The sequence below is a fragment of the Mesorhizobium sp. P2_D5 genome (genome assembly GCF_056404355.1).
The window spans coordinates 366878-390758 of sequence record NZ_JBFUEE010000004.1 but is presented as its reverse complement, the minus strand read 5'-3'; the positions used below and the strand labels follow the sequence as shown (position 1 = coordinate 390758).

Here is a 23881-nt window from a genome sequence, read left to right as displayed (position 1 = left end):
CAGGACGCCATGTTGACTATCGGCAAGCGCGACGCAAGCGGCACGACCGCGGGGGAGGCTGACCACGAACCGCGCGTGGCGATCGGCGAGGAGGACGGCGTTCTAGGCTGCGTCTTCTCGGGAATCTGGACGACACGGACCGTCGCGCTGATCGACGCCGACATGCGCAAGATCGAGAAGCGAAGTGGTTTCAAGACCTTGGCGCTCGATCTTTCCAACATCGAGAAGATGGATACCGCCGGCGCCTGGCTGATCGACCGGCTGGTCTGTGCCTTCGAGAAGAAGGGCGTCAAGATCAGCATGCAAGGCCAGAGCGAGATTGCCAACATCCTGCTCGATGCGGTGGGCGAGGCCGTCCGGCGCGAACCCGAATCCGGTCCGGCACGGCCACCCACCATCATCATTCGCGCGCTGGAGGCGGTCGGCCGGCGCGTCTACGAGATGCGCGACGACTTCCTCGCCTCGATGAACATCCTCGGCGCCACCATCCGCGGCGCGCAGATGAAGCTCGGCCGTGGCCATGCCGTCAACCCGGCGGCGATCTTCAACCAGATCGACCGCATGGGCGTCGGCGCCATTCCGGTGGTGGTGCTGATGTCGGCGATCGTCGGTGCCATCGTTGCCCAGCAAGGCGCCTATCAGCTCAGCTACTTCGGCGCCGATATCTTCGTCGTCGACCTGGTCGGCGTGCTGATCCTGCGCGAGCTTGGCGTGCTGATGACCGCGATCATGATCGCCGGCCGCTCCGGAAGCGCGATCACCGCCGAGATCGGCTCGATGAAGATGCGCGAGGAAGTCGACGCGCTGAAAGTCATCGGCCTCAACCCGATCGGCGTGCTGGTCTTTCCGCGCCTCGTGGCACTGGTCATCGCCTTGCCGTGCCTCACCATCATTGCCAATTTCGCGGCACTCGGCGGCGGCATCGTCGCGGCTTGGCTGTACTCCGATATCGCACCTGCTGCCTTCATCGACCGGCTGCGCGTCGCCATCGATCTCAGCACCATTTTCGCCGGCCTGATCAAGGCGCCGTTCATGGCCATGATCATCGGCACGATTGCCTCGGTCGAAGGCATGAAGGTCGGCGGCAGCGCCGAATCGCTCGGCCAGCACGTGACCGCCTCGGTGGTTAAGTCGATCTTCGTCGTCATCATCCTCGACGGGCTTTTCGCCATCTTCTACGCAGCGATCGAGTTCTGAGATGGCGCTGCTGAGCAGAAAAAAGCCGGTCGCGATCGCGGACGAAACGGGCGAGGGCGACATCGTGCTTTCCGCGCACAACATCACCGTCTCGTTCGCCGACAAGCTCATACTCGACAAGCTGTCGCTCGATATCCGGCGCGGCGAGATCCTTGGCTTTGTCGGTGCCTCGGGCGCCGGCAAATCCGTTCTGCTGCGCACCATTCTTGGGCTGACGCGCAAACAGTCGGGCACGATCAAGCTGTTCGGCGTCGATGTCGAGAAAGCGAGCGACGTCGAGCGTCTGCGCGTCGACATGCGGCTTGGCGTGCTGTTTCAGCACGGCGCCCTTTTTTCGGCGCTGACAGTGCTGGAAAACGTCCAGGTGCCGATGCGCGAATATCTCGACCTGCCGCGAAAGCTGATGGACGAACTGGCGATGCTAAAGATCGAGCTGGTCGGGCTGCCGCCGGACGCCGCGCAGAAATTTCCGTCCGAACTTTCCGGAGGCATGATCAAGCGGGCGGCGTTGGCACGGGCGCTGGCGCTCGACCCCGACATCGTCTTCCTCGACGAGCCGACATCAGGCCTCGATCCGATCAGCGCGGCGGAGTTCGACGAACTGGTCGTCAAGCTGCGCGATACGATGGATCTGACCGTTTATATGGTGACGCACGATCTCGACACGCTTTTCACCGCTTGCGATCGCGTGGCCGTGCTCGGCAAGAAGAGAGTGCTGGTCGAAGGCACCATTGACGACATGCTGAAGAGCGAGGAGCCGTGGGTAAAGTCCTATTTCCGCGGAAAACGCGCCCGGCAACTTGATCTTGCGGCGCGCGCATAGCCATAAGTGGGACAATGGAAACCAGAGCCAACTACGTTATTGTCGGCATTTTCACGCTGGCCGCGATCCTGGCGGCGTTTGCCTTCGTCTACTGGACGGCGGCGATCGGCGACAAGGGCGAGACCACGTTGCTGCGCGTGCGTATTCCGGGCTCGGCTTCCGGGCTTGGCCGAGGCAGCTTCGTGCTGTTCAACGGCGTCAAGGTCGGTGATGTCAGGCGCGTCTATATCGATGTCGACAATCCGACCGTCGCCATCGCCGACACCGAGATCGATCGCCTGACACCGATCACCAAGTCGACGCAGGCCGATATCGGCCTCGCCGGCCTCACCGGACAGGCCAATATCGAACTCAAGGGCGCTGACCCCAAGGAAGTAAAGCTCCTCGACCAGGCCGAGAAGGAAGGCAAGGTCGCCGAGATCGTCGCCAACCCATCGGCAGTGACCAACCTGCTGCAGACGGCACAGAACATCTTCAGCCGCGCCGACAAGGTGCTTTCGGAGCTTGAAGGCTTCACCAAGGATGTGCGCGGGCCGCTGACGCAAACCGTCAAGAACGCGCAGACCTTCTCCGATGCGCTGGCCAAGAATTCGGACGGCATCGACAAGTTCCTCTCCAGCGTCAGTGCGCTCTCCGACGAGCTGAAAGGCGTTTCTGGCAAGCTCGACGGCACGCTGAAAGCGGCCGAAGGCCTGCTCAATGCCGTCGACAAGGACAAGATCAAGAGCATCGTCGCCAACGTCGATACGGCAACTGCGAATCTCAAGGAAACGTCGACGCAGCTCGACGGCGTCATCAAGAATGTCGACACCGCTGTCGGGTCCGTCAATGATTTCGCCAAGCAGACGCAAGGCACGCTGGCCAAGGTCGATGGTGTGCTCGACGGGATCGATCCGGCGCAAGTGCGCTCCGCACTGGCCAACATCCAGAAAGCCAGCGAAAACGCCAACAAGGCCGCCGCCGACATCGCTGAGGTGACCGACAAGTTCGCCAATCGTGCCGACGACATCGACCAGACGATCAAGGATGCCAAGCAACTGGCACAGCGGCTCAACGATGCCTCGGTGCGTGTCGACGGAATCCTCGCCAAGGTCGACACCTTGCTCGGGTCGGGCCAGGCCGACGGCGTGATGGCCGACGCCAGGGAAACGCTGAAATCGTTCAAGCAGGTTGCCGACACGTTGAATGCCCGCCTGGGCGTCATCACGGACAATCTGGCACGCTTCTCCGGCCAAGGGCTTTCGAATGTCGAGGCGCTGGTGCAGGACAGCCGCCGTTCGATCAGCCGCATCGAGGAGGCCGTAACGGATCTCAGCCGCAATCCGCAGCGCATCCTTTCGGGTGGCGATGGCGAGGTTCGGCAGTTCGATGGCAGGGCGCGGCGTTGACTTCGGCTCCGGCACGCCTCAAGAACATGAGCTGCGAAAGCGGGTTGATCTTACGATCCGGGGACAACGGGGATCGCGCGTGAAGTCTGTGTGGGTGAGAACGGGCGGGTTGACATCGGCTGCGGCACTGCTTGCCCTGACACTAGCGGGTTGCGCGGTGTTGGGCGGCAAGCCTGCGCCGCTCGACACGTTCGAATTGTCGGCGCCTTCGGTCGACGCGCATGGCCACAGCCGCCGACAGATCCTGATCGCGCAGCCGTCGGCACTCAAGGCGTTGGACAGCCAGAACATCGTCATCAAGCCCTCGGATCGCTCGATCCAGTATCTCAAGGGCGCGCAATGGGCCGACCGGCTGCCGCTGATCGTGCAGGCGCGGCTGGCCGAGACGTTCCAGCGCTCAGGCAGCTTTGCCGGCGTCGGCAAGCCGGGTGAGGGCCTGGCTATCGACTACCAGGTGATTGTCGAGGTCCGGTCTTTCGAAGTCCGCGTCGACGGCGGCGAGCACGCCGAGGCCGACCTGTTCGTGCGGATATTGAACGACCGCAATGGCGAGGTGCGTGCCTCCAAGAGCTTCACCGCATCGGCGCCCGTTTCAGGCAGCGGCAATCCTGCCTATGTCAGGGCGCTCGACAGCGCGTTTGGAGATACCGCCAAGCAGATCGTGCGTTGGACGGATTCGGTCATCTGAGCGGGTCAAATGGGGATGATCCGGTCAGCCGAGACGGTTCAGCCGACGTATTCAACAAGGGTGTGATCTTCATCAGCGAGTTCGTCCTCGATGATTGAGGCTATCGTTTCCCAATCACCTCCAGCCAGCCCGGCGCCAATTTTCGGGTAACCAATCCTCTTGCCTGTGAATTTGGCTTTGACGGACTGCATGACTTTCCGGATTGCTTCGTAGTCTGCCTTCACGCCTGTTCCCTGCCAATGGAACTGCGTGTAGCCATTGATGACATGGAACGTGCGGCCCTCTCGCCTGATCTCAGCAACAGACAGGCTTCCCAGTTTGGCTGGGTTGCCCTTCGGTGTTGCGTAATCCGCGGCGTATGCCTCGGGAAATCGCTGCTTTATTGAGAGAGCAATTCCCTTGCCCATTTGGCACTGGCAGTTGCATCCGTGCACGATGGCATCGAACCTTCCGTCGAGTGCAAGCTGAAGCAGATCACCACGAACTGTCTGCATTGCCACGAAATCCCGACCTCAATCCACAGCGCGAGCATCCAACCAAATCGCGAGATTGGCGACATTCCAAACGATCTTTTCAGGATTGGCTTCAAACAGAAAGGGCAGGTCGCCCTTTCTGTTTTGCTGTCCCGCCCTTAATGCAGGCGGCCGCTTGCATGGGCCAGCATGGTGTAGACCTTGCCGGTGTCCGACGTCAGGTAGGTCTGCGCCATGATGTTGTCGCGGTCGTTGCGCGAGACATCCTTGAGCAGCTTCTCGAAATCGTCGCAGTAGCGGTCGACGGCGGTGCGGAACTCGGCCTCCGCCTGATACTTGCGACGGATCTCGTCGAACGTCTGCTGGCCCTTCAGCGTGTAGAGCCGCCGCGTGAACACGTCACGCTCGCCACGCCGGTAGCGGTTCCACAGTTCGATCGAAGCATCGTGGTCGATGGCACGCGCGATGTCGACGGAGAGCGAGTTCAGCGATTCCACGACATGCAGCGGTGAGCGCTGGGCAGGAGCCGCACGCGGTGCTTCCGCGGGCGTTGCCGGCCTGGCGTCCTCTTCGCGCGATGCCCCGGTCAGGAGATCGCGCACCCAGCCGCCCTGTGGTGTACGGGCGCCGGCTTCAACACGCGGGCGCGGTGCCGCCTCGGCCGGACGCTCCAGGTCGAGCGTGCCGCGCAGTGGAGCGCCGCCCAACGGCGCCTGGGGTGTGCGCAGCTCCGGCTGCGGTGCCGGTGGTGCACGCCGTGGTGGCTCGGCAGGGCGTGCGGCCGGCGCTTGCGGTGTCGGGCGAAGATTGCGTTGCTCGGCGGCATCGCCGCCGCCGCGACCGGACTTCGCAACGATCTCCGAAAGCTCTTTCAGGGCGTTGATCTGCTCGGAAACGGCGCGGCGGATGGCCGAGGTCGATTCCTTTGCCTCTTCCGGCATCTCGATGACGCCCTTCTTGAGCTCGGCGCGGGTAAGGTCGAGCTCGCTCTTGATCGAGCCCGCGGTGCGCCGCATCTCTTCGGTCGCATCGGCGAAGCGCTTGGTCGCCGAATCGACGACATCGGTGATGGCGTTGCGGATCTTGTCGGCCGACTCCATGGTCTTGCCCTCGGCGTTCTGCAGCGTCTGGCCGACGAGATTTTCGAACGAGCGCATGATCCTTTCGAGATCTTCCGACTTCTTGACAAGGCCAACGGCGAGATCCTCGAGCGACGACTGCCTTTCGAGCGTGTGCTCGAGGTTGCTCTGGGCCGAGCTCAGCAGGTCCGAGGCGCTGACCAGCAGGCGGCTGTGTTCGTCGAACTTGGTGGCGATCGAAGCGACCTCGCGCAAGGTGGACGACGACAGTTCCGTCAGCCTTGTCGTGTTCGAATCGACCAGCCGTGCCGAGCTGGCGAAGGTTTGCGCGGCCTTCTCGGTGGTGGCGGCGAAGCTTTGCGTGCTGCCGCTCAGACGTTCGTCGACCTGGCCGAGATTGACCGCGGCCTGCTCGATCAACTGACCGAGCTGCGAGCTGGACGTGGTCATGCGGCCAATGAGATCGGCGACGCTGTCGGACAGCGACGAGCGGGCGCCTTCGACCGCCGACAAGGTCTCGGCGGTGCGGTTGGCGAGCGCGTTGACAAGTGCGGCATTCTCGCTACGCAGCTTCTCGGTGGCGCGTTCGGTGACCTCTTCCATACTCTTTTGCAGTTCCGAGCCGCCTTGGGCGAAGCGCTCGACCAGCGGCCGCGCGGTTTCGTCTAGGATCTTCGACATTTCGGCCGAACGCGCCGCGAGCATGGTGTTGAGCTCGCGGGTGTTGGCGCCGATCGTCTTGGCGGCGTCGTTGGTGCTCTGGCCGATATGCTGGCCAACCGCGGTGAAGGTCTCCGCGATAACATTGGCGCGCGAGACGAGTTGCGCCTCGGCATTCGCCACCTGCTCGTTGATCCTTTGGCCCATCGTCTCGGCCGTGTAGGCGAGGCGGTTCTCGACGCCTGAGACCTGCTCTTCAACACGGGCAGCCGCAGCCGCCGCGCTCGATGCGAGCCGCTCGTCGGCGCCGGTAAGCGCCTGTTCGATTTCACGGGCATGCACGGCCATTTCCTGACCGGTCCGCCTTGCACGTTCGGCGACCCTCTGCTCGGTGTCGGTAAAGGCGCCGACGATGGTCTCGGCATGCTCTCCGATCGTCGACGAGCTGCTGGCGATGCGCGACACCAGACGCTGATCGGCTTCGTCGAAGATGCGACCGATTTCCGACGCACGGCTCGACAGCGCTTCCGAACCTTCGGCGATGCGCGCGACCAATTGCTGGTCCGCGGCATCGAAGATACGGCCGAGATCGGATGCACGTGCGGCAAGCGCCTCGGCCGATTCGCCGATGCGCATACCGAGCCGCTGATCGGCGCCTTCGAAGTTGCGCAGGATGTCGCCGGCGCGGGCGGCCAGCGACTGTGCGGTTTCGACAGCGCGCGCGACCAATTTCTGGTCTGCCGCATCGAATGCGCCGGCGATCTCGCTGGCACGGGCAGCCATATGGTCGGCGGTGTCCTGAGCCCGGGCGGTAAGCTGATCGGCGGTTTCCTGGGCGCGGGCGGCGATCTTCCGGTCCGCCACGTCGAAGGTACCGGCGATCTCGCTTGCACGAGCGGCCAGCTGGTCAGCGGTTTCATGGGCGCGGGCCAGCAAGGAGCTGGAGGTGTCATCCGCACGGGCAAGCAAGGCGTTCGACGTATCTTCCGCACGGGTGTGGAGGCGTCGATCGGCTTCCTCGAAGGTGCGGGCGATGTCTTCGGCCCTCGCCAGCAGGGCGGCGGAGGTCTGCTCGGCGCGCTCGGCGATCTTGCGGTCGGCGTCGCTGAACGCGGCACCGGCCTGCTCGTGCAGCGTGCTGGTGACTTCGAGGACCTTTTCGCGCAACGCGCCGGCTACGAAGACCGCACTCTTCTCGAGCACGGCTCGGACGTTGTCGACGCCTGTCGAGAGCGCACGCTCCATGGTGCCGGCGCGCTCCTCGATGACGCCGGTCTGGCGGCTGAACGCCTGCTCGATCTTCTCGACATCGGCAGCGATCGCGGCAGAGATATCGGTGCTCCTGGCGGCGATCTGGTCGATATGGCCCGACAGCGAGCGGTCGACCTCCTGGCGGGTCTCGGCGAGCTTGCCAAGATCGTCTTCCAGCGCGCGAGCCAGCATGTTGCGGCCTTCCGACAGCTTGCCGACATGTCCTGCGATGATGTCGTCGATGTCGCTGCGGCTTGCGGAAAGCTTCTGCAGGTCGGCCTCTAGCGCACGCTTGAGGATATCGCGGCCTTCGGCGAGTTTCTCGACCTGGCCGGCCACCAGTCCGTCGATGCTGGAGCGACTTTCCGCCAGCTTGGCGAGATCGTCTTCGAGCGCCTTCGACAGGGTCGAGCGCTCGCCGACAAGTCTTTCCGAATGGCTGTTCACCAGCCCGCTGACGTTTTGGAGATCAGCCTCGAGTGCCCGGGCGAACTGCGCCCGGTCATCGACCAGTTTCTGCGACTGGTCGGCAACGGTGCTCGTGATCGCATTGAGGTCGGCTTCCAGCGCGCGCCGCAGGATATCGCGGCCTTGCGACAGCTTCTCGACTTGACCGGCAACCAGCCCGTCGATGCTGGAGCGGCTTTCGGCCAGCTTGGCTAGATCGTCTTCGAGCGCCTTGGACAGGGTCGAGCGCTCTCCGACAAGCCGTTCCGCATGGCTGCCTACCAGGCCACTGACGTTTTCGAGATCAGCCTCGAGTGCCTTCGACAGCGTCGAACGATCCTGGGCGAGCCGTTCGGAGTGGCTGTTGACCATGCTGTTGACGCTTTCGAGATCGACCTCGAGCGCACGGGCGAACTGTGCCCGGTCATCGACCAGTTTCTGCGACTGGTCGGCAACGGTGCTCTGGATCGCATTGAGGTCGGCTTCCAGCGCACGCCGCAGAATGTTGCGGCCTTCCGACAACTTCTCGACCTGACCGGCGACCAGCCCGTCGATGCTGGAGCGGCTCTCCGCCAGCTTGGCGAGGTCATCTTCAAGCGCCTTCGACAAGGTCGAACGATCCTGAACGAGCTTGTTCATGTGGTCGGCGATGACGCTGTTCACATTCTGCAGGTCGGCTTCCAGCACCCGCGAAAGCTGCCCGCGATCCTCGGCGAGCCTTTCCGACTGGCTGGCAATGACGCCCTTGATCGTGTTCAGATCGGATTCCAGCGCCCGCTTGAGAATGTCGCGGCCTTCGGCGAGCTTCTCGACCTGGCCGGCAACCAAGCCATCGATGCTCGATCGGCTTTCGGCCAATTTGGCAAGGTCGGCCTCGAGCGTCTGCGACAGCAGGCTGCGATCCTCGACCAGCCGTCCCGCATGGCTGTCGATCAGGCCGCGTATGCTGGACAGATCGTTGTCGAGCGACTGGGAAAGCTGCGTGCGGTCGTCCGCCAGCTTGGCGGAATGGGCTTCGATCAGGCTCTTGATGCCGCTGATGTCGTTTTCCAGTGCCTTGGCGAGCACGGCGCGACCCTCGGCGATCTTCTCGACCTGGCCGGCGACGAGACCGTCGATGCTGGCGCGGCTGTCGGACAATTTGCCGAGATCGGCTTCCAACGCGCGCGACAGGATGCTGCGGCCCTCGGCAAGCTTGCCGACGTGTCCAGCAACCATTTCATCAATGATTGTACGAGCTTGTACCAGTTTCCCGGAGTCTTCGTTCAAGGCGGCGGAGAGCCTGTTGCGGCCTTCTTCCAGCCTTTCAAGATGGCCGCCGAGCGACGCATCGATGGCCGCCCGCGATTCGTTGACCTTGCGCAGATCCTCCTCGAGGGCGCGCGCGATCAGGCTGCGGCCTTCGGCCAGCTTCTGCACCTGGTTGGTCACCGCGGCATCAATGCCGGCGCGGCCTTCGTCGAACTTCGCCAGGTCGGCCTGCATGGCCTCGGCCATGCGATCGCGGCTTTCCGAAAGCTTGCGGCTGTGGTTTTCGACGGCTTCCTCGATTCCTGCGCGGGCGTCGGCAAGCCGCTGAATGTCGCTATCGAACGAACGCGATACGACATGACGCGCGGCTTCCATACGGCCGGCGAAGTCGCTGGCGCGGGCTTCGAGCATGGAGGAGGTCGAGGTGACGATGTCGGCCATATCGGTGCCGATCTGGGTCTTACCCTGATCGATCATCGCCGACAGCGTGTCCTTGCTCTCGGCAAAGGTGTGCGCGATTTCGCGGGCACGCTCGACCAGCGTCTCATTGATCTGGCGGGCGCGGGCCTCAAGCGCCGCGTTGAGCTTCTGCGTTCCGGTGTCCAGCGCCTCGGCGCGGGTCTGGAACTCGCTGATCAGCGCCTGGCCGCGTTCTGCGAGCGTCCGCTCGATGCCGTTGAGGCTGGCCTCGAACTCGGAATTGAGGGTGCGCGCGGCACCGCCGAGCAGAGACACCATGCCGGTGGTGCGATCGTCGAGGAGATCGGTCAACGACCGTGTCAGGCCGTCGGTGGTGTCGGTCAGTTTGGCTATGCGGGTGTCGAGAAGGCTGGCGAAGGCCTCGCCCGAGGTCGACAGCTTGTCGGTGATTGTATCGAGCCGGCCTTCCACCGAATCGAAGATCGACAACGAGCTTTCATTGATGCGGTCGATGAGCGTGTCGCCGGAATTGGTGATCGTCATCGACAGCTTGGTAGACGCATTGAGGATGCTGTCGCGGATGATGTCGGAGGCGGCGCCGATCTCGTCCTTCAGCGTCTCATGCGCGCCGGTGATAGAGGCGCGGACGCGCTCGGCATGGCTGACGACGGCTTCACGTTCACTGCCGAGCCCGTCGACCAGCGAACGGATGCGGGATTCGTTCTCCGAATAGGAGCGCTCGATCTGGTTGACCTCGCTGTGGACCAGCGTTTCCAGTTCGACGGCGCGGGCAAGCGTGCGCTCGATGCCTTCGCCCATGGCGGCGACCTCGCGACGAACGGCCTGGCCGATCATCATGACGCGATCCTGGGCAAGGTTTTCCGGCTCGGTCAGGCGGAAGGCCACTTCGGTCATCGACTGGGCGGCAATGCGCATTTCCTGGGCGCGGCGGATCATCGCCGCGAAGGCCCAGAACAGGATGACGGGCACAATCGCCGCAACCGCCAGACCGATCAGTTCGGGACGGGCAAGAAACTGGTCGAGCGTGCGGATTCTCCAGATGCTCGGTCCGAAGAGGAGGTTGGCCAGACCGCCTGCACCGGCGAACCAGGCGAGCGAGACGAAGGCAACGACCCAGTAAATGGTGTTCGAGGCACGCCTGTTGAGGCTGTGCAAGAGCGTCTTGTAGTCCTTCTGGCGATCGTCGTTGGCCGGCGCGAAACCGGCGGGCTGGGCACCATTGCGTGTTTCGACGGGGCGCAACTCGGCGGGCTTGGGCTGGGGCGCGGGTTTCGCGGCCTCACTTTGCGCGGCATGACTCTGATTGACCGCCGGCGCCGGCTTGTCGTTGCGCCCCTCGCGCGCCAGTTCGTCGGCGGCCTGTGATATCTGCGCTTCCAGATCTTCCATCGAAGCCGCGATGTCGAGGTCGCCGTCGCCGGCATCGCTGCTGAGGTCTAGATCAAGCGCCTTTTCCAGTTCCCTGGCCACATCGTTGTCGAGAGTTCTCGTCGTCGTTGTTTTCTTTGCCATGCCTTCTACCCTGTACTAGCTGCCGCGGGCTTATAATTGTGTTTTTATCGTACCCCGCGCAGGAGGCTGAAAATGGACCCCTCGTATCGTAATGACACAGGGGGGTAAAGAAAACATGCATTCCGCGAGATACGTAAAACTTTAAATATAAGGTTAACGGAAGCGTGATTTCGGCGCCGCTTTCGCAACATTTTTCCAGGCCACTCATTAACTCGTTGTCCACTGGAATCGCCTAGTTTTTCGGGCGATCGAAGAAACGGAGTTCGAGTTCATGCGTGGCGAAAGCGGCATTGCCTTCTCAATGCCCGGGGGCGACGTATCCGGACCTAGGCGGTCACGGCCGGTCGATTTGGCACACCTTGCCCGCCAGACCATGGGCGACCGCAGCCTCGAGCAAGAGGTGCTGGCGCTGTTTGTACAACAGGCCCTGTCGGTGCGCGAGAAAATAGTCGATGCCGACATCAAGGACCGGCTTCTGCTGGCGCATGGGCTGAAGGGGTCGGCACGCGGTGTCGGTGCCTTTGCCATCGCCGATTGCGCCACCGAGATCGAGCACCGGCCGGAAGACAACCAGACGCTCGGGCGGCTTGGAGCGTTGATCGACGAAGTGCGCGATTTCATCGCCGCCATCAGCCGCTGAACCCGGTTTGCGGAAAAACGTCACCGAGCGGCGCTTTCGCGCGCAGTTGACTTGTCAGCCGGAGTGATTATCTCGGCTGAGACTCCCTTCAGGTGACAAATGACAAAGCTGACTTTCATCGCCCATGACGGCACACAATTCGACATGGACGCCGAGAACGGCTCGACGGTCATGGAGAACGCGATCCGCAACGCGGTTCCGGGGATCGAGGCGGAATGCGGCGGCGCCTGCGCCTGCGCGACCTGCCACGTCTATGTCGACGAGGCATGGACGGCGCAAGTCGGCGAGCCGGAAGCGATGGAAGAGGACATGCTGGACTTCGCCTACGACGTTCAGCCGAACTCGCGGCTGTCGTGCCAGATCAAGGTGCGCGACGCGCTTGACGGTCTGGTCGTGCGGGTGCCGGCCCGCCAGGGCTGAGACACTGATTTTTGCCGGCTGCTGCTTGGCAGCGGCGGATTGCTCATGCAGTGTCACTCGGGTTCCGCAGCGAGGCACACCGCATGACCGACATCACCAAGACAGACGTCCTCATTGTCGGGGCAGGGCCGGTCGGCCTGTTTGCCGTGTTCGAACTCGGTCTGTTCGACATGAAGTGCCACCTGATCGACATCCTCGACCGGCCGGGCGGCCAATGCGCGGAACTCTATCCGGAAAAGCCGATCTACGACATTCCAGGCTGGCCTTCGATCTCGGCGCAGGGACTGGTCGACAAACTGCTCGAGCAGATCGCGCCGTTCAAGCCTGACTTCACCTACAACCGCATGGTTTCCAGCCTGGAAAAGCTGGAGGACGGCAGCTTTCGCGTCACCACCGACGAGAATGAGGTGTTCGAGGCCAAGGTCGTGGTGATTGCCGCCGGCGGCGGTTCCTTCCAGCCCAAGCGGCCGCCGATCCCGGGCATCGAACCCTATGAAGGCAAGAGCGTCTTCTACTCGGTACGCAGGATGGAAGATTTTCGCGGCCACGACCTTGTCATTGTCGGCGGCGGCGATTCGGCGCTCGACTGGACGCTCAACCTGCAACCGGTGGCCAAGAGCGTGACGCTGGTGCACCGGCGGCCCGAATTCCGCGCCGCACCCGACAGCGTCAACAAGATGTATGCCATGCAAGAGATGAAGCAGCTGGATTTCCAGGTCGGGCAAGTGACCGGACTGACCGGCGCCGACGGCCAGCTATCATCGGCTGTCATCAAGGGACCGGACGGCGATGTCGAAGTGCCTTGCACGCGCATGTTGCCGTTCTTCGGCCTGACCATGAAGCTCGGGCCGATCGCGGAATGGGGGCTCAATCTTCACGAGAACCTCATTCCGGTCGATACCGAGAAGTTCCAGACATCGGTGCCCGGCATCTTCGCGGTCGGCGACATCAACTGGTATCCCGGCAAGCTGAAGCTGATCCTGTCGGGCTTCCACGAGGTGGCGCTGATGGCGCAGGCGGCCAAGCGCATCATCAGCCCCGGCGAACGCATCGTGTTCCAGTACACGACCTCATCGACCAGCCTGCAGAAGAAGCTCGGCGTCGTCGACTGAGCCGCTGGATCGGCTCGGCTTCGCCGACCGCTTCTATTCCGCCATCACCGGCGCATGGTCGGCCTGGCCGCGAAGTGGCTTTTCCGGCATCAGGCCGAGTGTGATCAGCGCCAGCAGCAGCGTTACCGCGGCTACAAGGAAGATCATCACGAAGGGCACCACTGAAATAACCTGTCCGACGGCAAGCGTGCCTTCACCGGCAAGCGGCAGGCCGTAGCCAAGTGCGACAGCGCCGAGCATGGCGACGCCGAGCGCGCTGCCCAGCGAGCGCAGGAAGGTCAGAACGCCGGTAGCGACGCCAAGGTGCGCGCGATCGACAGCATTCTGAACCGATACGGTGGCGACCGGGAAGGTGGTTCCGCTGCCCAGGCCGATGCAGATCGTAAGGACCTCGACGACCAGCAGCGAGGCGTGCCCGGCAACCAGGGCAAGCAGTCCGAGACATAGGATCGAGAAGAACACGCCGACCATCGCGATCCGCTTGTAGTGGACGAAGCGCGGTATTGTGCGTCCGCTGAACGTGGCGCCGGCCACAGTGCCGAGGAGAAGGCCCAGCATCGCCAGACCCGACTCGCTGACCGAGAGGCCGACAATCGACTGCAGATAGACAGGCAGATAGACCGCCAGACCTATGTTGGCGGCCTGCAAGAGGAACATCGACGATGTGCCGGCGAGAACGATCGGGTTGCTCAGCACTTCAAGCGAGATGAGTGGTTCGGCCGCGCGCAGCAGCCGCAAGGCAAATGCCACCCAGAAAACCACCGAGACGGCGAGCAGCCCAAGAATTTCGCGCGACAGCCATGGATATTCGCTGCCGCCCCAGTTCAGCGCCAACAACAGCAATGCCGTGGCCACGACAAGCAGCAGCGCGCCGAGGGCGTCGATGCGATGCTGCTTTGCGGCAATAGGCAGCTTCTTGAGCGGGTTGTTGATGATCGCCATGGCCAGCAGGCCGAGCGGAATGTTGATCCAGAAAATCAGCGACCAGTGCAGATGTTCGGCGAAAGTGCCGCCGAGCAGTGGCCCGGCGATGCTGGCGACAGCCCAGGTGCCGGAGATCCAGGCAGCGTAGCGCGCCCGTTCGCGTGGCGGAACGAGGTCGCCGATGACAGTCTGCGTCAAGGTGAAGAGGCCGCCACCACCGGCGCCCTGGATGGCCCGCCCGACAACCAGCACGAACATGTTGGGCGCCATGGCGCTGACCAGCGAACCCAGCAGAAAGATCAGGATCGCCGCATAAACGGTGGGCCGGCGGCCATAGACGTCGGAAATCTTGCCGTAGAGCGGTGCCATGGCGGTCGCGGTCAAGAGGTAACCGGTGACGATCCACGGCAGGTATTGCGCATGGCCGAGCGCATGCCCGATGGTCGGCATGGCAGGCGCCACGATGGTCTGATCGAGTGCCGCCAGCAGCATTGACAGGAGCACACCGGCGATGATGGCGTTCTTTTCGGCTTCGCTCAGTGGCACGCCGGCTTCCACCATCGTTGGCTTGTCGACAGCCTGATCCATGATCGTTCATCCGTAAGCTTGCGATTGACCGGCACTGTCCGGCCGTTCCGGTCCCTTTGACCGTTTTGATCGCATTGGCGTTTTGAAGCCCGCGCCTGGCGAGCCCTGCTATATGTCGTTCCGTAATAGGCCGATTTCGACAGGCGCCCGAAAGTTTTTCGAGGCTGGCACTACGCTTCGGTGGATTTGGCTTTCGCCGGCGCCGCTGGTTTCCGAGTCAAGCCGGTGGCAGCTGACCCCTCTCGATGCGTTCGATGCGATAGCGCAGCAGCCTCAGGATGCGGCTTTCGAAATTGACGCTTTCGACACGGTCGAACTGCAGCTGCGCACGGTCATGCCTGGCCAGAACTGCCGCGGTGATTTCGGCGGCCTTGGCCTTGGCAGCGTCGCAATTCCTTTGCGGGTAGGTGGCTTTCAGGTCCTCTTCGAGTTCCCGGCCATGGTTCTTGGCAATTTCGACATGGCGCTCTTCATGGCGTCTGATGTCGGCGGCCAGCGTGTCCCAGAACAGCCTAACATCGGCATCGGCCTTGCGCGGGCGGCGCCATTCGGGAAGGATCACCTTCACCTTGACGGTCACAACCGCGTCGGCGATCCGGCAGGAGTTCGAAGTCTTGGCATAGCTGATGCGGGTGGTGAAGGCCATCTGGGTGGCGCCCGGGTGCCGCGTGCCCGTGCTTTTGACCTCCGGCCCGCGTTTGGAGAGTTGTGCCTCGATGTCGTCGAGGGTGCTGCCGCCAATGGCGAAATAGCTGTACGTCTTGACGAGATTGGCCGCACCAGCCGGGACGGCAGTGGCGGCAAGCAGCAGCGCACAGAGCAGGGATGGTTTCACGCCAAGCATGGATCGGTTCATCAAGTTGCCTCTTCGACCACCTTGCTTTACGGCCGTTGCCAGCGCAACGGAATTGATCCGCAGCGGATCACACATCGTTGATGAGCCTCTTGATTGATGAGCCCATGGTTGCTGAGCAAATGACGGCTAGGCGATGGCAGTTGGCGCATGGACGCCATCTCGACCTTGGCGGCAAAGCCGTGGTCGTCGGCATACTCAACGTCACCCCCGACAGTTTTTCCGACGGCGGACTGTTCGACGCTCCCGAAAAGGCGTTGGCCCAGGCACGGCGCATGATGGGGGAAGGAGCACTGGTCGTCGATGTCGGCGGGGAATCGACCCGCCCGGGCGCCGCCGCGATATCGGCGAGCGACGAACAGGCCCGCATCCTGCCGGTGATCGAAGCGCTGGCGAGCGCCGGCGGGGTGCTGATTTCGGTCGATACCTACCGCGCCGACACCGCCCGGCTCGCGGTGGCCGCCGGCGCACACATCGTCAACGATGTCTGGGGGTTGCAGCGCGAGCCCGACATTGCCCGTGTCGCCGCCGACACCGGCGCCGGGCTTGTCATCATGCATACCGGGCGGGGCCGCGAGAAGCTGCCCGACGTGATTGCCGATCAGTTGGCGTTCCTGCGAAAATCGCTGGAAATCGCCCGCCAGCATGGCATCGCCGACGACCATATCGTGCTCGATCCCGGATTCGGCTTCGCCAAGGAGACGGCGGAGGAAAATCTCGATCTGATGGCGCGCTTCTCCGAGCTCAGTGCACTTGGCTTGCCGCTGATGGCCGGTACCTCGCGCAAGCGCTTCATCGGCACCGTCACCGGCCGCGACGCGGCCGGCAGGGGTGTCGGAACGGCGGCGACCAGCGTCATCCTGCGGCTCAAGGGCGCCGATCTGTTTCGCGTCCATGATGTCGCATTCAACGTGGACGCGCTGGCGCTCGCAGATGCTATGCTGGCGCGTCAAAGCGACCAGGCGAGAAACTGAGCGATGTATGTCATCCGCATGAAGAATTGCGCGTTCTTTGCCCGGCACGGCGTGCTGGACGAGGAGGAAAGGCTCGGCCAGCGCTTCTATGTCGATGCCGCTCTCACCGTCGATCCCGGCCGGGCGCTTGTTGATGATTCCATCGAGGATACGGTCAACTACGGTATCGCTTTCACGGAGATCGAAAAGATCATCACGGGACAGCGCCGCTTTCTGATCGAATCCCTGGCACTCGAGGTCGCCCGTGCACTGACGGCGCGTTTTCCGCAGATCAAAAAAGCCGAGATCACGGTGCGCAAGCCAAACGCTCCGGTCCCCGGTGTGATCGATTACGTCGAGGTGACCGTTGTCTGGCCCGAATAGCACGGTCTATCTCAGCCTTGGCGGCAATCTTGGCGACCCGGCGAAATCGATGGGCGCGGCGCTGCGCATGCTGGATGCCGACGCAGATACGCGCGTCACCGGCGTATCCTCGCTCTATCGCACACCGCCCTGGGGTAAGCTCGATCAGCCGGATTTTCTCAATGCGGCTGCCGAAATTTCCACCGGACTGGTGCCGCGAGCCTTGCTCGACCTCTGTCTGGATGCCGAGCGCAGACTGAAGCGGGTGCGCGAGGAGCGCTGGGGACCGCGGCTGATCGACATCGACATTCTGGTGTTCGGCGACTGCGTCATTCACGAGACCGGACTGGAAGTGCCGCATCCGCGCATGCTGGAACGCGCCTTCGTGCTGGCGCCGCTGGCGGAGATCGCGCCGGGCCTGGTTGTCGGTGGCCGCAGCGTCGCGGACCGGCTGGTCGCGGTCGACACTTCCGGTATCGAGCGATTGCCGTCCGGCCGGGATTGGTGGCTGGTCTGATGCCCGGGCGGGGCGACAGCAGGAGCTTCTAACCGGAGAAGCCGCCGCCATCCATGAACGCCTGCTCCTGGGGTGTGGTCTCGCGGCCAAGCATCCTGTTTCGGTGCGGAAAACGGCCAAAATTCCAGATGATGTCGCGGTGCTCGAGCGCATATTTCAGGTTGAACTCGGCTTTGGCCTTGTGCAGCTCGACCGACACCTCCTGGTCGGCAAGGTTTTCCGAATGCTCGAACGGCAAATACAGGAACACGCGGACTTCAGGTTCCAGTGCCAGATCATGGCCGGCCGCGACGGCCTTTTGAGCAAAATACTTCGCCAACGGATCGGTCGCGCACATATGGCCGGTGCCGCGAAAGCAGTTCCGCGGAAACTGGTCGAGCAGGATCATCAACGCCAGCGAGCCTTCGGCGTGTGCCGACCAGTCGTCGCATTCACGCCGCGCGGCGGCATAGTGGAGATCGAGAAAGCGGTTGCGGAAGTCGGCATCGAAAGCCTCGTTCTTCTCGAACCATGCATCCTCGCCTGCGTCGCGCCAGAATTTGGTGACCGACAGGGCCCTGCTGTCCAATTCCATGCATAATTCCTTGTTCAATCCGCGGGTTCTGATTTGTGCAAAACACCGGCCGTCTCTTCATTGAGTGCCTGGCCGGTACGGCGCGGCTGGGTGAGGGGCGTGGGAATGGGCGTGCCGATATTGCCCCTCAGGAAGCGTTGTCCGGCACGAACACCTTCGGCGAGTTGGGTTTCGAAACGGGCGGTATCACGGCGCCGCACATCCTCGATCACCTCTGCCACGTCTTCTGGATCGACGCCGAGCGATTCCAGCGCCGAGCCGCCGAAAACCAACGCCGATTCGAAGGTTTCGCGCAGCTGGAAGTCGACGCCGGCACGAATGAGCTGCAGCGCCGTGCCGCGGTCGAAAGCCCGGGCGAGCACAGTGAGCAGTGGAAATTCGGCCTTGATCAGCTGGGCGATGCGAACGGCCACATCCGGCTTGTCGACGCAGATCAGCACGGCGCGCGCGCGGCCAGCCCCGGCCGCATGCAGGATGTCCAGCCGCGTGCCATCGCCATAATAGACCTTGAAGCCGAAATCGGCCGCCGCCTGGATCATTTCGACATCGTTGTCGATGATCGAGACGTCGATGCCGCGCAGGAGCAGCGGCTGACTGGCGATCTGGCCGAAGCGGCCGAAGCCGATGATCAGCACGCTGCCGGTCAGGCCATCGGCAATCTCGACCCCGTCGAGCGACTGCTCGTCGCGCGGTGTGAGATACCGCAAGGCGATGATCGCCAGCGGCGTCAGCACCATCGAGATGATGACGATCGCCGTTAGCGTCGCGTTGGCCCGGTTGTCGATGATGCCGACCGCGGCGGCGGCCGAATAAAGGACGAAGGCGAATTCGCCGCCTTGCGCCATGAAGACCGCACGCTCCAACGCTTCGCGATGGCGGGTTTTCAGGACCCGCGCGACGATGTAGATGCCGAGCGCCTTCATCACCATGTAGGCGACGACATAGATGGCAACCAGCCGCCAGTTCGCGACCACCACATGCAGGTCGAGCGACATGCCGACGGCAAGGAAGAACAGGCCGAGCAGGATGCCGCGAAAGGGTTCGATGTCGGCTTCGAGCTGATGCCGGAAGGTCGATTCCGACAGCAGCACGCCGGCCAGGAATGCACCCATCGCCATCGACAGGCCGCTGAGCCGCATGGCGAGCGCCGATCCGAGGACGACCAGAAGGGCGGCAGCCGTCATCACCTCGCGGGCACGGGCATCCGCCAGGATGCGGAAGAACGGATTGAGCAGATAGCGTCCAGCCAGCACCAGTCCGACAATCGCGGCAAGGCCGATGCCTATCTCGGTGAAGCGCTCCGCCAGGCTGGTGTCGGCGCCGCCGGGCGCCAGGAATGCGATCAGGGCCAGCAGCGGCACGATGGCGAGGTCCTCGAGCAGCAGCACCGAGACGATGCGCTGGCCTTTCGGCTCGGCGATTTCGCCGCGTTCCTCCAGAAGCTGCATGACGATCGCCGTCGAGGTCAGCACGAAGCCGGCGCCGGCGACGAAAGATTGCGAGATCGGAAACCCTCCCGCCACGCCAACAGCGGTCAGCAAGACCGCGCAGACGCCGACCTGCAGTGCACCGAGGCCGAAGATCTCGCGGCGCAGGCCCCACAGCCGCGAGGGCTGCATTTCCAGTCCGATGATGAACAGGAACATCACCACGCCGAGCTCAGCGACGTGAAGAATGGCTTCCGATTCGGAAAAGACGCGCAGGCCAAACGGGCCAATCACCACACCAGCGGCCAGATAGCCGAGAATCGAGCCGAGACCCATGCGCTTGAAGATGGGAACGGCGACAACGCCGGCTGCAAGCAGCGCCACCACCTGAACCAGATCGTTGCTCGATGCCTCTACCGCCATGCCGCCATTCCGCTCGTTTGAGGATCGATTCCGATTTCGAAGTCTCTTTGACAAGGGGCGAAGATAGGGGCTTCGGTGGGGATCGAACAGCCCGAATCCGGATCACCGGCGATGTTGCGGGCGCGTTACACAAGTTGACGTTGGGAACGCGTTGCATCTTGCCACAATCGAAGGCTAAGGACGCTCGGCTTCGGCCATTGGAGGGTGAGCGACGATCAAGTCGAGCCCTTTTGAGGAGATGACTGACATGAAGAAGTTTTTGTTTGTTGCCGTCGGCCTGGCGGTGCTGGCCGGTTCGGCGTGCTCGAAGGCGCCCGAGTGCACGGCCGAGATCGCAACCAAGAAAGCGCAGGACATGGCTGCCGCGCTACAGGAAGCGATCACCAAGGACCCATCCAAGGCGGCTGACCTGACGGCCAAGGTGCAGGCCGTGACAACCAAATATCAGGGCACCACGACATTGGCCGACGCCTGCAAGGCGTATGACGAGGTGACGGCCGCGATCAAGGGCTAATCGCAGGATCGAAGCGGTTTGAACGAGGCGGCGACCGTTAGGTCGCCGCCTTTTTGCTTTCAGAGATCTATGATTGTTCAGTTTGGCGCGATGGAGCCGACTTCGATGGCATCGACACGCTTCAGGCTCATGCCGATCACCGGCACCAACTGGTCGTCGACACGCACCGCAATGGTCACCGTCATCGAATTGTCGTCAGGGATGCGGGCCTGCATCACGCCGCGCAGCTGGTTGCGGTTGATGGTGAAGACCACCTTGCGGGCATCGACGACATTGCCGCCGATGATGTCGAGGCCGGAACCGGTAGCGCCGCCCATGAAGCTGCCCTTGTAGCCCTCGCGGCCCTTGCGCTCGATCGTGGCCGTCATTTGCTGGGTGAACATGCCGACCCGGCAACCGCCGTCGAGTGTCATGCCGACCTTGCCGTCCGGCGTCGAGCCGGTGAAGCTGCAGTTGAATTTGGTGCCTTTGTACTTGCCGGCGACGATTTCGCCGGGTCCGATCCATTTGCCTTCGGCCGACTGGAAGAACTGCTTGTCCGGCTCCGCGGCGGAAGCCGCCCCGGCGATGCCGACGAGTGCTGTTATCGCGGTTGCCAGGGGCAAGACGCTGGACAGAATTACACTTTTCATCGACGACACCCGGCAACAAAGAGGCTGTTTGGAACCCGTCTGACCATGAACAAGATTGGTTAATGCTTCGTCACTACGGGACCACTGGAAAGCAGTCCGGTAACAATTCCGAAGGTCCAAAAGCTGCAGCCCGGTTCACTTGCCGGATGGGGTTGTTTCGGCATCTTTCCTGGTTGCAAACGATGTCAGCGCCGAGAGGAAATCGCCCAGTCCCGGACGCTTCGCGGCGCTGAAGGGTAGGGGACGCGTGGTCTCCATCGCCGCGATGCCGATGCGCGCCGTCATCATGCCATTGACGACGCCCTCGCCGAGCTTGGCCGAAAGGCGCGCCGCCAGGCCGTGGCCGACGATCTGCTGGACGAAACTGTCGCCGACGGCGATCGAACCGGTGACCGCCAGATGCGCCAGCACGCTGCGCGCGAGGCGGAAGAAGCCGAGCGTTCCCGGCCGCCCACCATAAAGCTCCGACAGGCGGCGAATGAGGCGTCCGGCCTCGAACACGACATAGGCGACATCGACCAGCGCGCGCGGGCTGACCGCCGTCACCAGCGAGACGCGTTTGGCCGCCTCGAGAATCATCACCTTGGCCCTGGCATCGAGGGGGCCGAGAATTTCGGCTTCGGCCAACCGCACCAGATTGCCGCCATCGATGATTTCGCCGCGCAGTTCGGCCAGCGCGCGGCGGCCGGCCGCGGTCTCGGGCTTGGCCGCGACGAAGGCCGACAGCTCGTCGACCACCGATCGTGCCGCCTTGGGATCGTCGCGTGCAATCGCATCGAGCGCTCGCTTCTGCAGCTTTTCGACCTCGGCGAGGCGGGCGATGGCCAGGAACTCGCGGATCAGGATGACCAGAAGCGCCAGCACGGCAATGGCCGCCATGCCGGCGGCCAGCCAGCCCAGCCATTCGGCACGCGCAAAGAGGTCACGTATGAGCTGATCGGTCCACAGGCCGACAGCCAGCGAAACCAGCACACCAAAGGCGCCGAAGAAGATGCTGCCGAGCAGCGACCGCTTTCTGGGGGCGATCGCCGGCGGCGGTTCGGCGGCAACGATGTCAGGCTCGTCGAAGACATCGACTTCCGCCGGGATGACCATCGCGACATCGGTCTTCATTGCACGGGGCTTCCGCTCGGAGTCAACCTGGACCTGGGCACGGCGTGCCTCAGGCGCCTCTTGTTTCGATTCGGCTTCCGGCTCGATACGGAATGCGGCCGGCTTGCGGGGCGCGGTCATGCCAGATGATCTCCAATCAGGAACTGCAAGGCACGGTCGAGCCGGATATGCGGCAGCGACAGCGTGACACCTTCGGCGGTGCGCTCGAGCTTTGGGGGACGGAAACGGACGAAGCGGATTGCCGGATCCCCGGTATCCTGCTTGTGATCGGGCCCCGAAGCATCGAACACCGCATCAATGTTCTCCGGTAAATCACCGGGAAATATGGCAGTTTCCGTTTTGCCGTCAAAAGTTTCGCCGTTGATCTTCTCCCCGGCGATCGGCGTGCCGATGATGACGGGAAGTGTCTCCCGGCCCTGCTTGACAGTGCCTTCGCGCGTCGCGCGCACCGCCGCCATGGCGACGACATCGACATCGGCGCCGGTGAAATTCGCGCGGGCCACGGCACGGTCGGCAAGCCGCCGCACGATCGCCTGCAAGCGGTCATGGCTTTCGTGGTGCAGATGGTCGGCCTTGGTCGCGGCAACCAGGATGCGGTCGATGCGCCGTGAAAACAGGTCGGTGAGGAAGCTGCCTCGGCCGGGACGGAAACAACTGAGGATCTCGGTCACCGCGCGCTCGAGGTCGGCCATGGCGCCGGGGCCAGCGTTCAGGGCCTGCATGGCATCGATCAGCACGATCTGACGATCGAGGCGCGTGATGTGTTCGCGGAAGAACGGTTTGACGACATGCGTCTTGTAGGCCTCGTAACGCCTGTCCATCATGGCGTGCAGCGACCCTGGGCGTGCGCGCCTGTCGCCCAGCCTAGGCAGGGGCGCGAAGGTCAGTGCGGGCGAGCCTTCGAGATCGCCAGGCATCAGGAAGCGGCCGGGCGGCAAGGTCGAAAGCGCCCGCTCGTCGAGCTTGCACGCCTTCAGATAGGCGGCGAAGCTTTCGGCCAGGCGGCGCGCCGTCATCTCGTCGGCATCGGCGTTCGGGTCGATCTCCGCCGACAACGCCCGCCAGGCCTGCGACAGGTCCTCGCGCACCGGCAAAACGGCCATTTCGAAGGCTTCGCCGGAAAAATCGGCGAAGGATTTGCCAAGCAGCGGCAGGTCGAGCAGCCATTCGCCGGGATAGTCGACGATATCGACCGACAGTTTGCCGGAGGCAAACATGCGGTTCCAGCCGGAGGCTGATTCATATTCGATGGTCAGCCGCAATTCGGAAATGGCGCGCGTCGAATCGGGCCAGGCGCGATCGTTGACCAGTGCGGCGATGTGATCCTCGTACTGGAAGCGCGGCACGGCGTCGTCAGGCTGCTGTTCGAGGAAGGCACGGGCGATGCGCCCGGATTTCTGGGCCTCGAACAGCGGCAGGCGCCCGCCATGCATCAGATTGTGGACAAAGGCCGATATGAACACCGTCTTGCCGGCTCGAGAGAGGCCCGTGACACCCAATCGCAGCGATGGAGAGAAAAGCCCGGTGGCGCGGCCCGACAGCGTGTCGAGGGCAATCCTCGCCTCGTCGGTGAAAGTGGTCAGCGATGATACCAAAATATGATCTCTCGGGCTTCGGT

General features: G+C 63.2%; 20 protein-coding genes. 11 read left to right on the top strand and 9 right to left on the bottom strand.

All coding sequences use genetic code 11. The annotated features are described in order from the left end of the window. Positions 1-9 precede the first annotated feature (9 nt). From AC1DYW_RS19605 to AC1DYW_RS19590, 4 genes are all read left to right on the top strand, one after another. On the top strand, positions 10-1197 hold the full coding sequence (locus tag AC1DYW_RS19605) for an MlaE family ABC transporter permease (RefSeq protein ID WP_457151844.1): 1188 nt from the start codon (positions 10-12) through the stop codon (positions 1195-1197). 1 nt (position 1198) lies between these two features. Then, entirely contained in the window at positions 1199-2020 is an 822-nt protein-coding gene (locus AC1DYW_RS19600; protein WP_457151843.1) for an ABC transporter ATP-binding protein, read from the top strand. A 14-nt stretch (positions 2021-2034) separates the two neighbouring features. Then, on the top strand, positions 2035-3408 hold the full coding sequence (locus AC1DYW_RS19595) for an MlaD family protein (RefSeq protein WP_477227321.1): 1374 nt from the start codon (positions 2035-2037) through the stop codon (positions 3406-3408). A 79-nt stretch (positions 3409-3487) separates the two neighbouring features. Then, on the top strand, positions 3488-4096 hold the full coding sequence (locus tag AC1DYW_RS19590) for an ABC-type transport auxiliary lipoprotein family protein (protein WP_477227320.1): 609 nt from the start codon (positions 3488-3490) through the stop codon (positions 4094-4096). Between the two features lie 38 nt (positions 4097-4134). On the opposite strand, the gene AC1DYW_RS19585 is transcribed toward AC1DYW_RS19590, so the two are convergent. Beyond that, positions 4135-4590, bottom strand: coding sequence for a macro domain-containing protein (locus AC1DYW_RS19585; RefSeq protein ID WP_477227319.1), 456 nt, complete (start codon positions 4588-4590; stop codon positions 4135-4137). A gap of 137 nt (positions 4591-4727) precedes the next feature. Beyond that, on the bottom strand, positions 4728-11210 hold the full coding sequence (locus AC1DYW_RS19580) for a kinesin (protein ID WP_477227318.1): 6483 nt from the start codon (positions 11208-11210) through the stop codon (positions 4728-4730). Between the two features lie 271 nt (positions 11211-11481). On the opposite strand from AC1DYW_RS19580, the gene AC1DYW_RS19575 reads away from it, so the two are divergent. From AC1DYW_RS19575 to AC1DYW_RS19565, 3 genes are all read left to right on the top strand, one after another. Next, positions 11482-11850: an Hpt domain-containing protein gene (locus AC1DYW_RS19575; protein ID WP_457150771.1), complete on the top strand. Its 369-nt coding sequence runs from the start codon at positions 11482-11484 to the stop codon at positions 11848-11850. 99 nt (positions 11851-11949) lie between these two features. Continuing rightward, the gene (locus AC1DYW_RS19570; RefSeq protein ID WP_095085095.1) at positions 11950-12270 is read left to right on the top strand and encodes a 2Fe-2S iron-sulfur cluster-binding protein; all 321 of its coding nucleotides are present in this window, start codon (positions 11950-11952) and stop codon (positions 12268-12270) included. 83 nt (positions 12271-12353) lie between these two features. Continuing rightward, positions 12354-13382, top strand: coding sequence for an NAD(P)/FAD-dependent oxidoreductase (locus tag AC1DYW_RS19565; protein WP_184873987.1), 1029 nt, complete (start codon positions 12354-12356; stop codon positions 13380-13382). A 33-nt stretch (positions 13383-13415) separates the two neighbouring features. On the opposite strand, the gene AC1DYW_RS19560 is transcribed toward AC1DYW_RS19565, so the two are convergent. Both AC1DYW_RS19560 and AC1DYW_RS19555 read right to left on the bottom strand, forming a co-directional pair. Further along, complete coding sequence (locus AC1DYW_RS19560; RefSeq protein WP_457150769.1) at positions 13416-14894, bottom strand: MDR family MFS transporter; 1479 nt, start codon at positions 14892-14894, stop codon at positions 13416-13418. A 217-nt stretch (positions 14895-15111) separates the two neighbouring features. Next, entirely contained in the window at positions 15112-15750 is a 639-nt protein-coding gene (locus AC1DYW_RS19555) for a DUF922 domain-containing Zn-dependent protease (RefSeq protein WP_457150768.1), read from the bottom strand. Between the two features lie 119 nt (positions 15751-15869). Here AC1DYW_RS19555 and folP point away from each other — a divergent pair, with 119 nt between their 5' ends. Genes folP through folK form a run of 3 tightly spaced genes read left to right on the top strand, consistent with a single transcriptional unit; the run spans position 15870 to position 17580 of the window. Next, complete coding sequence (gene folP, locus AC1DYW_RS19550) at positions 15870-16721, top strand: dihydropteroate synthase (protein ID WP_457150774.1); 852 nt, start codon at positions 15870-15872, stop codon at positions 16719-16721. Between the two features lie 3 nt (positions 16722-16724). Further along, a complete protein-coding gene (folB, locus tag AC1DYW_RS19545) occupies positions 16725-17084 on the top strand; it encodes a dihydroneopterin aldolase (RefSeq protein ID WP_095085091.1) in 360 nt (119 codons plus the stop codon). Further along, complete coding sequence (gene folK, locus AC1DYW_RS19540; protein WP_457150767.1) at positions 17068-17580, top strand: 2-amino-4-hydroxy-6-hydroxymethyldihydropteridine diphosphokinase; 513 nt, start codon at positions 17068-17070, stop codon at positions 17578-17580. The genes folB and folK overlap by 17 nt, the downstream gene beginning before the upstream one ends. Positions 17581-17608: 28 nt before the next feature. On the opposite strand, the gene AC1DYW_RS19535 is transcribed toward folK, so the two are convergent. Both AC1DYW_RS19535 and AC1DYW_RS19530 read right to left on the bottom strand, forming a co-directional pair. Beyond that, positions 17609-18154 (bottom strand): DUF924 family protein, encoded by a 546-nt coding sequence (locus AC1DYW_RS19535; RefSeq protein ID WP_477227317.1) that lies wholly within the window; start codon positions 18152-18154, stop codon positions 17609-17611. 14 nt (positions 18155-18168) lie between these two features. After that, on the bottom strand, positions 18169-20004 hold the full coding sequence (locus AC1DYW_RS19530) for a monovalent cation:proton antiporter-2 (CPA2) family protein (RefSeq protein WP_457150765.1): 1836 nt from the start codon (positions 20002-20004) through the stop codon (positions 18169-18171). A 247-nt stretch (positions 20005-20251) separates the two neighbouring features. On the opposite strand from AC1DYW_RS19530, the gene AC1DYW_RS19525 reads away from it, so the two are divergent. Further along, entirely contained in the window at positions 20252-20518 is a 267-nt protein-coding gene (locus AC1DYW_RS19525) for a hypothetical protein (RefSeq protein WP_095085087.1), read from the top strand. Between the two features lie 77 nt (positions 20519-20595). Here the strand turns inward: AC1DYW_RS19525 and AC1DYW_RS19520 are convergent, their stop codons facing one another. From AC1DYW_RS19520 to AC1DYW_RS19510, 3 genes are all read right to left on the bottom strand, one after another. Continuing rightward, positions 20596-21150: a hypothetical protein gene (locus AC1DYW_RS19520; RefSeq protein ID WP_457150764.1), complete on the bottom strand. Its 555-nt coding sequence runs from the start codon at positions 21148-21150 to the stop codon at positions 20596-20598. Positions 21151-21285: 135 nt separating this feature from the next. After that, positions 21286-22383: a YcjF family protein gene (locus AC1DYW_RS19515; RefSeq protein WP_457150763.1), complete on the bottom strand. Its 1098-nt coding sequence runs from the start codon at positions 22381-22383 to the stop codon at positions 21286-21288. Then, entirely contained in the window at positions 22380-23858 is a 1479-nt protein-coding gene (locus AC1DYW_RS19510) for a YcjX family GTP-binding protein (protein WP_477227316.1), read from the bottom strand. The genes AC1DYW_RS19515 and AC1DYW_RS19510 overlap by 4 nt, the downstream gene beginning before the upstream one ends. Positions 23859-23881: the final 23 nt, after the last annotated feature.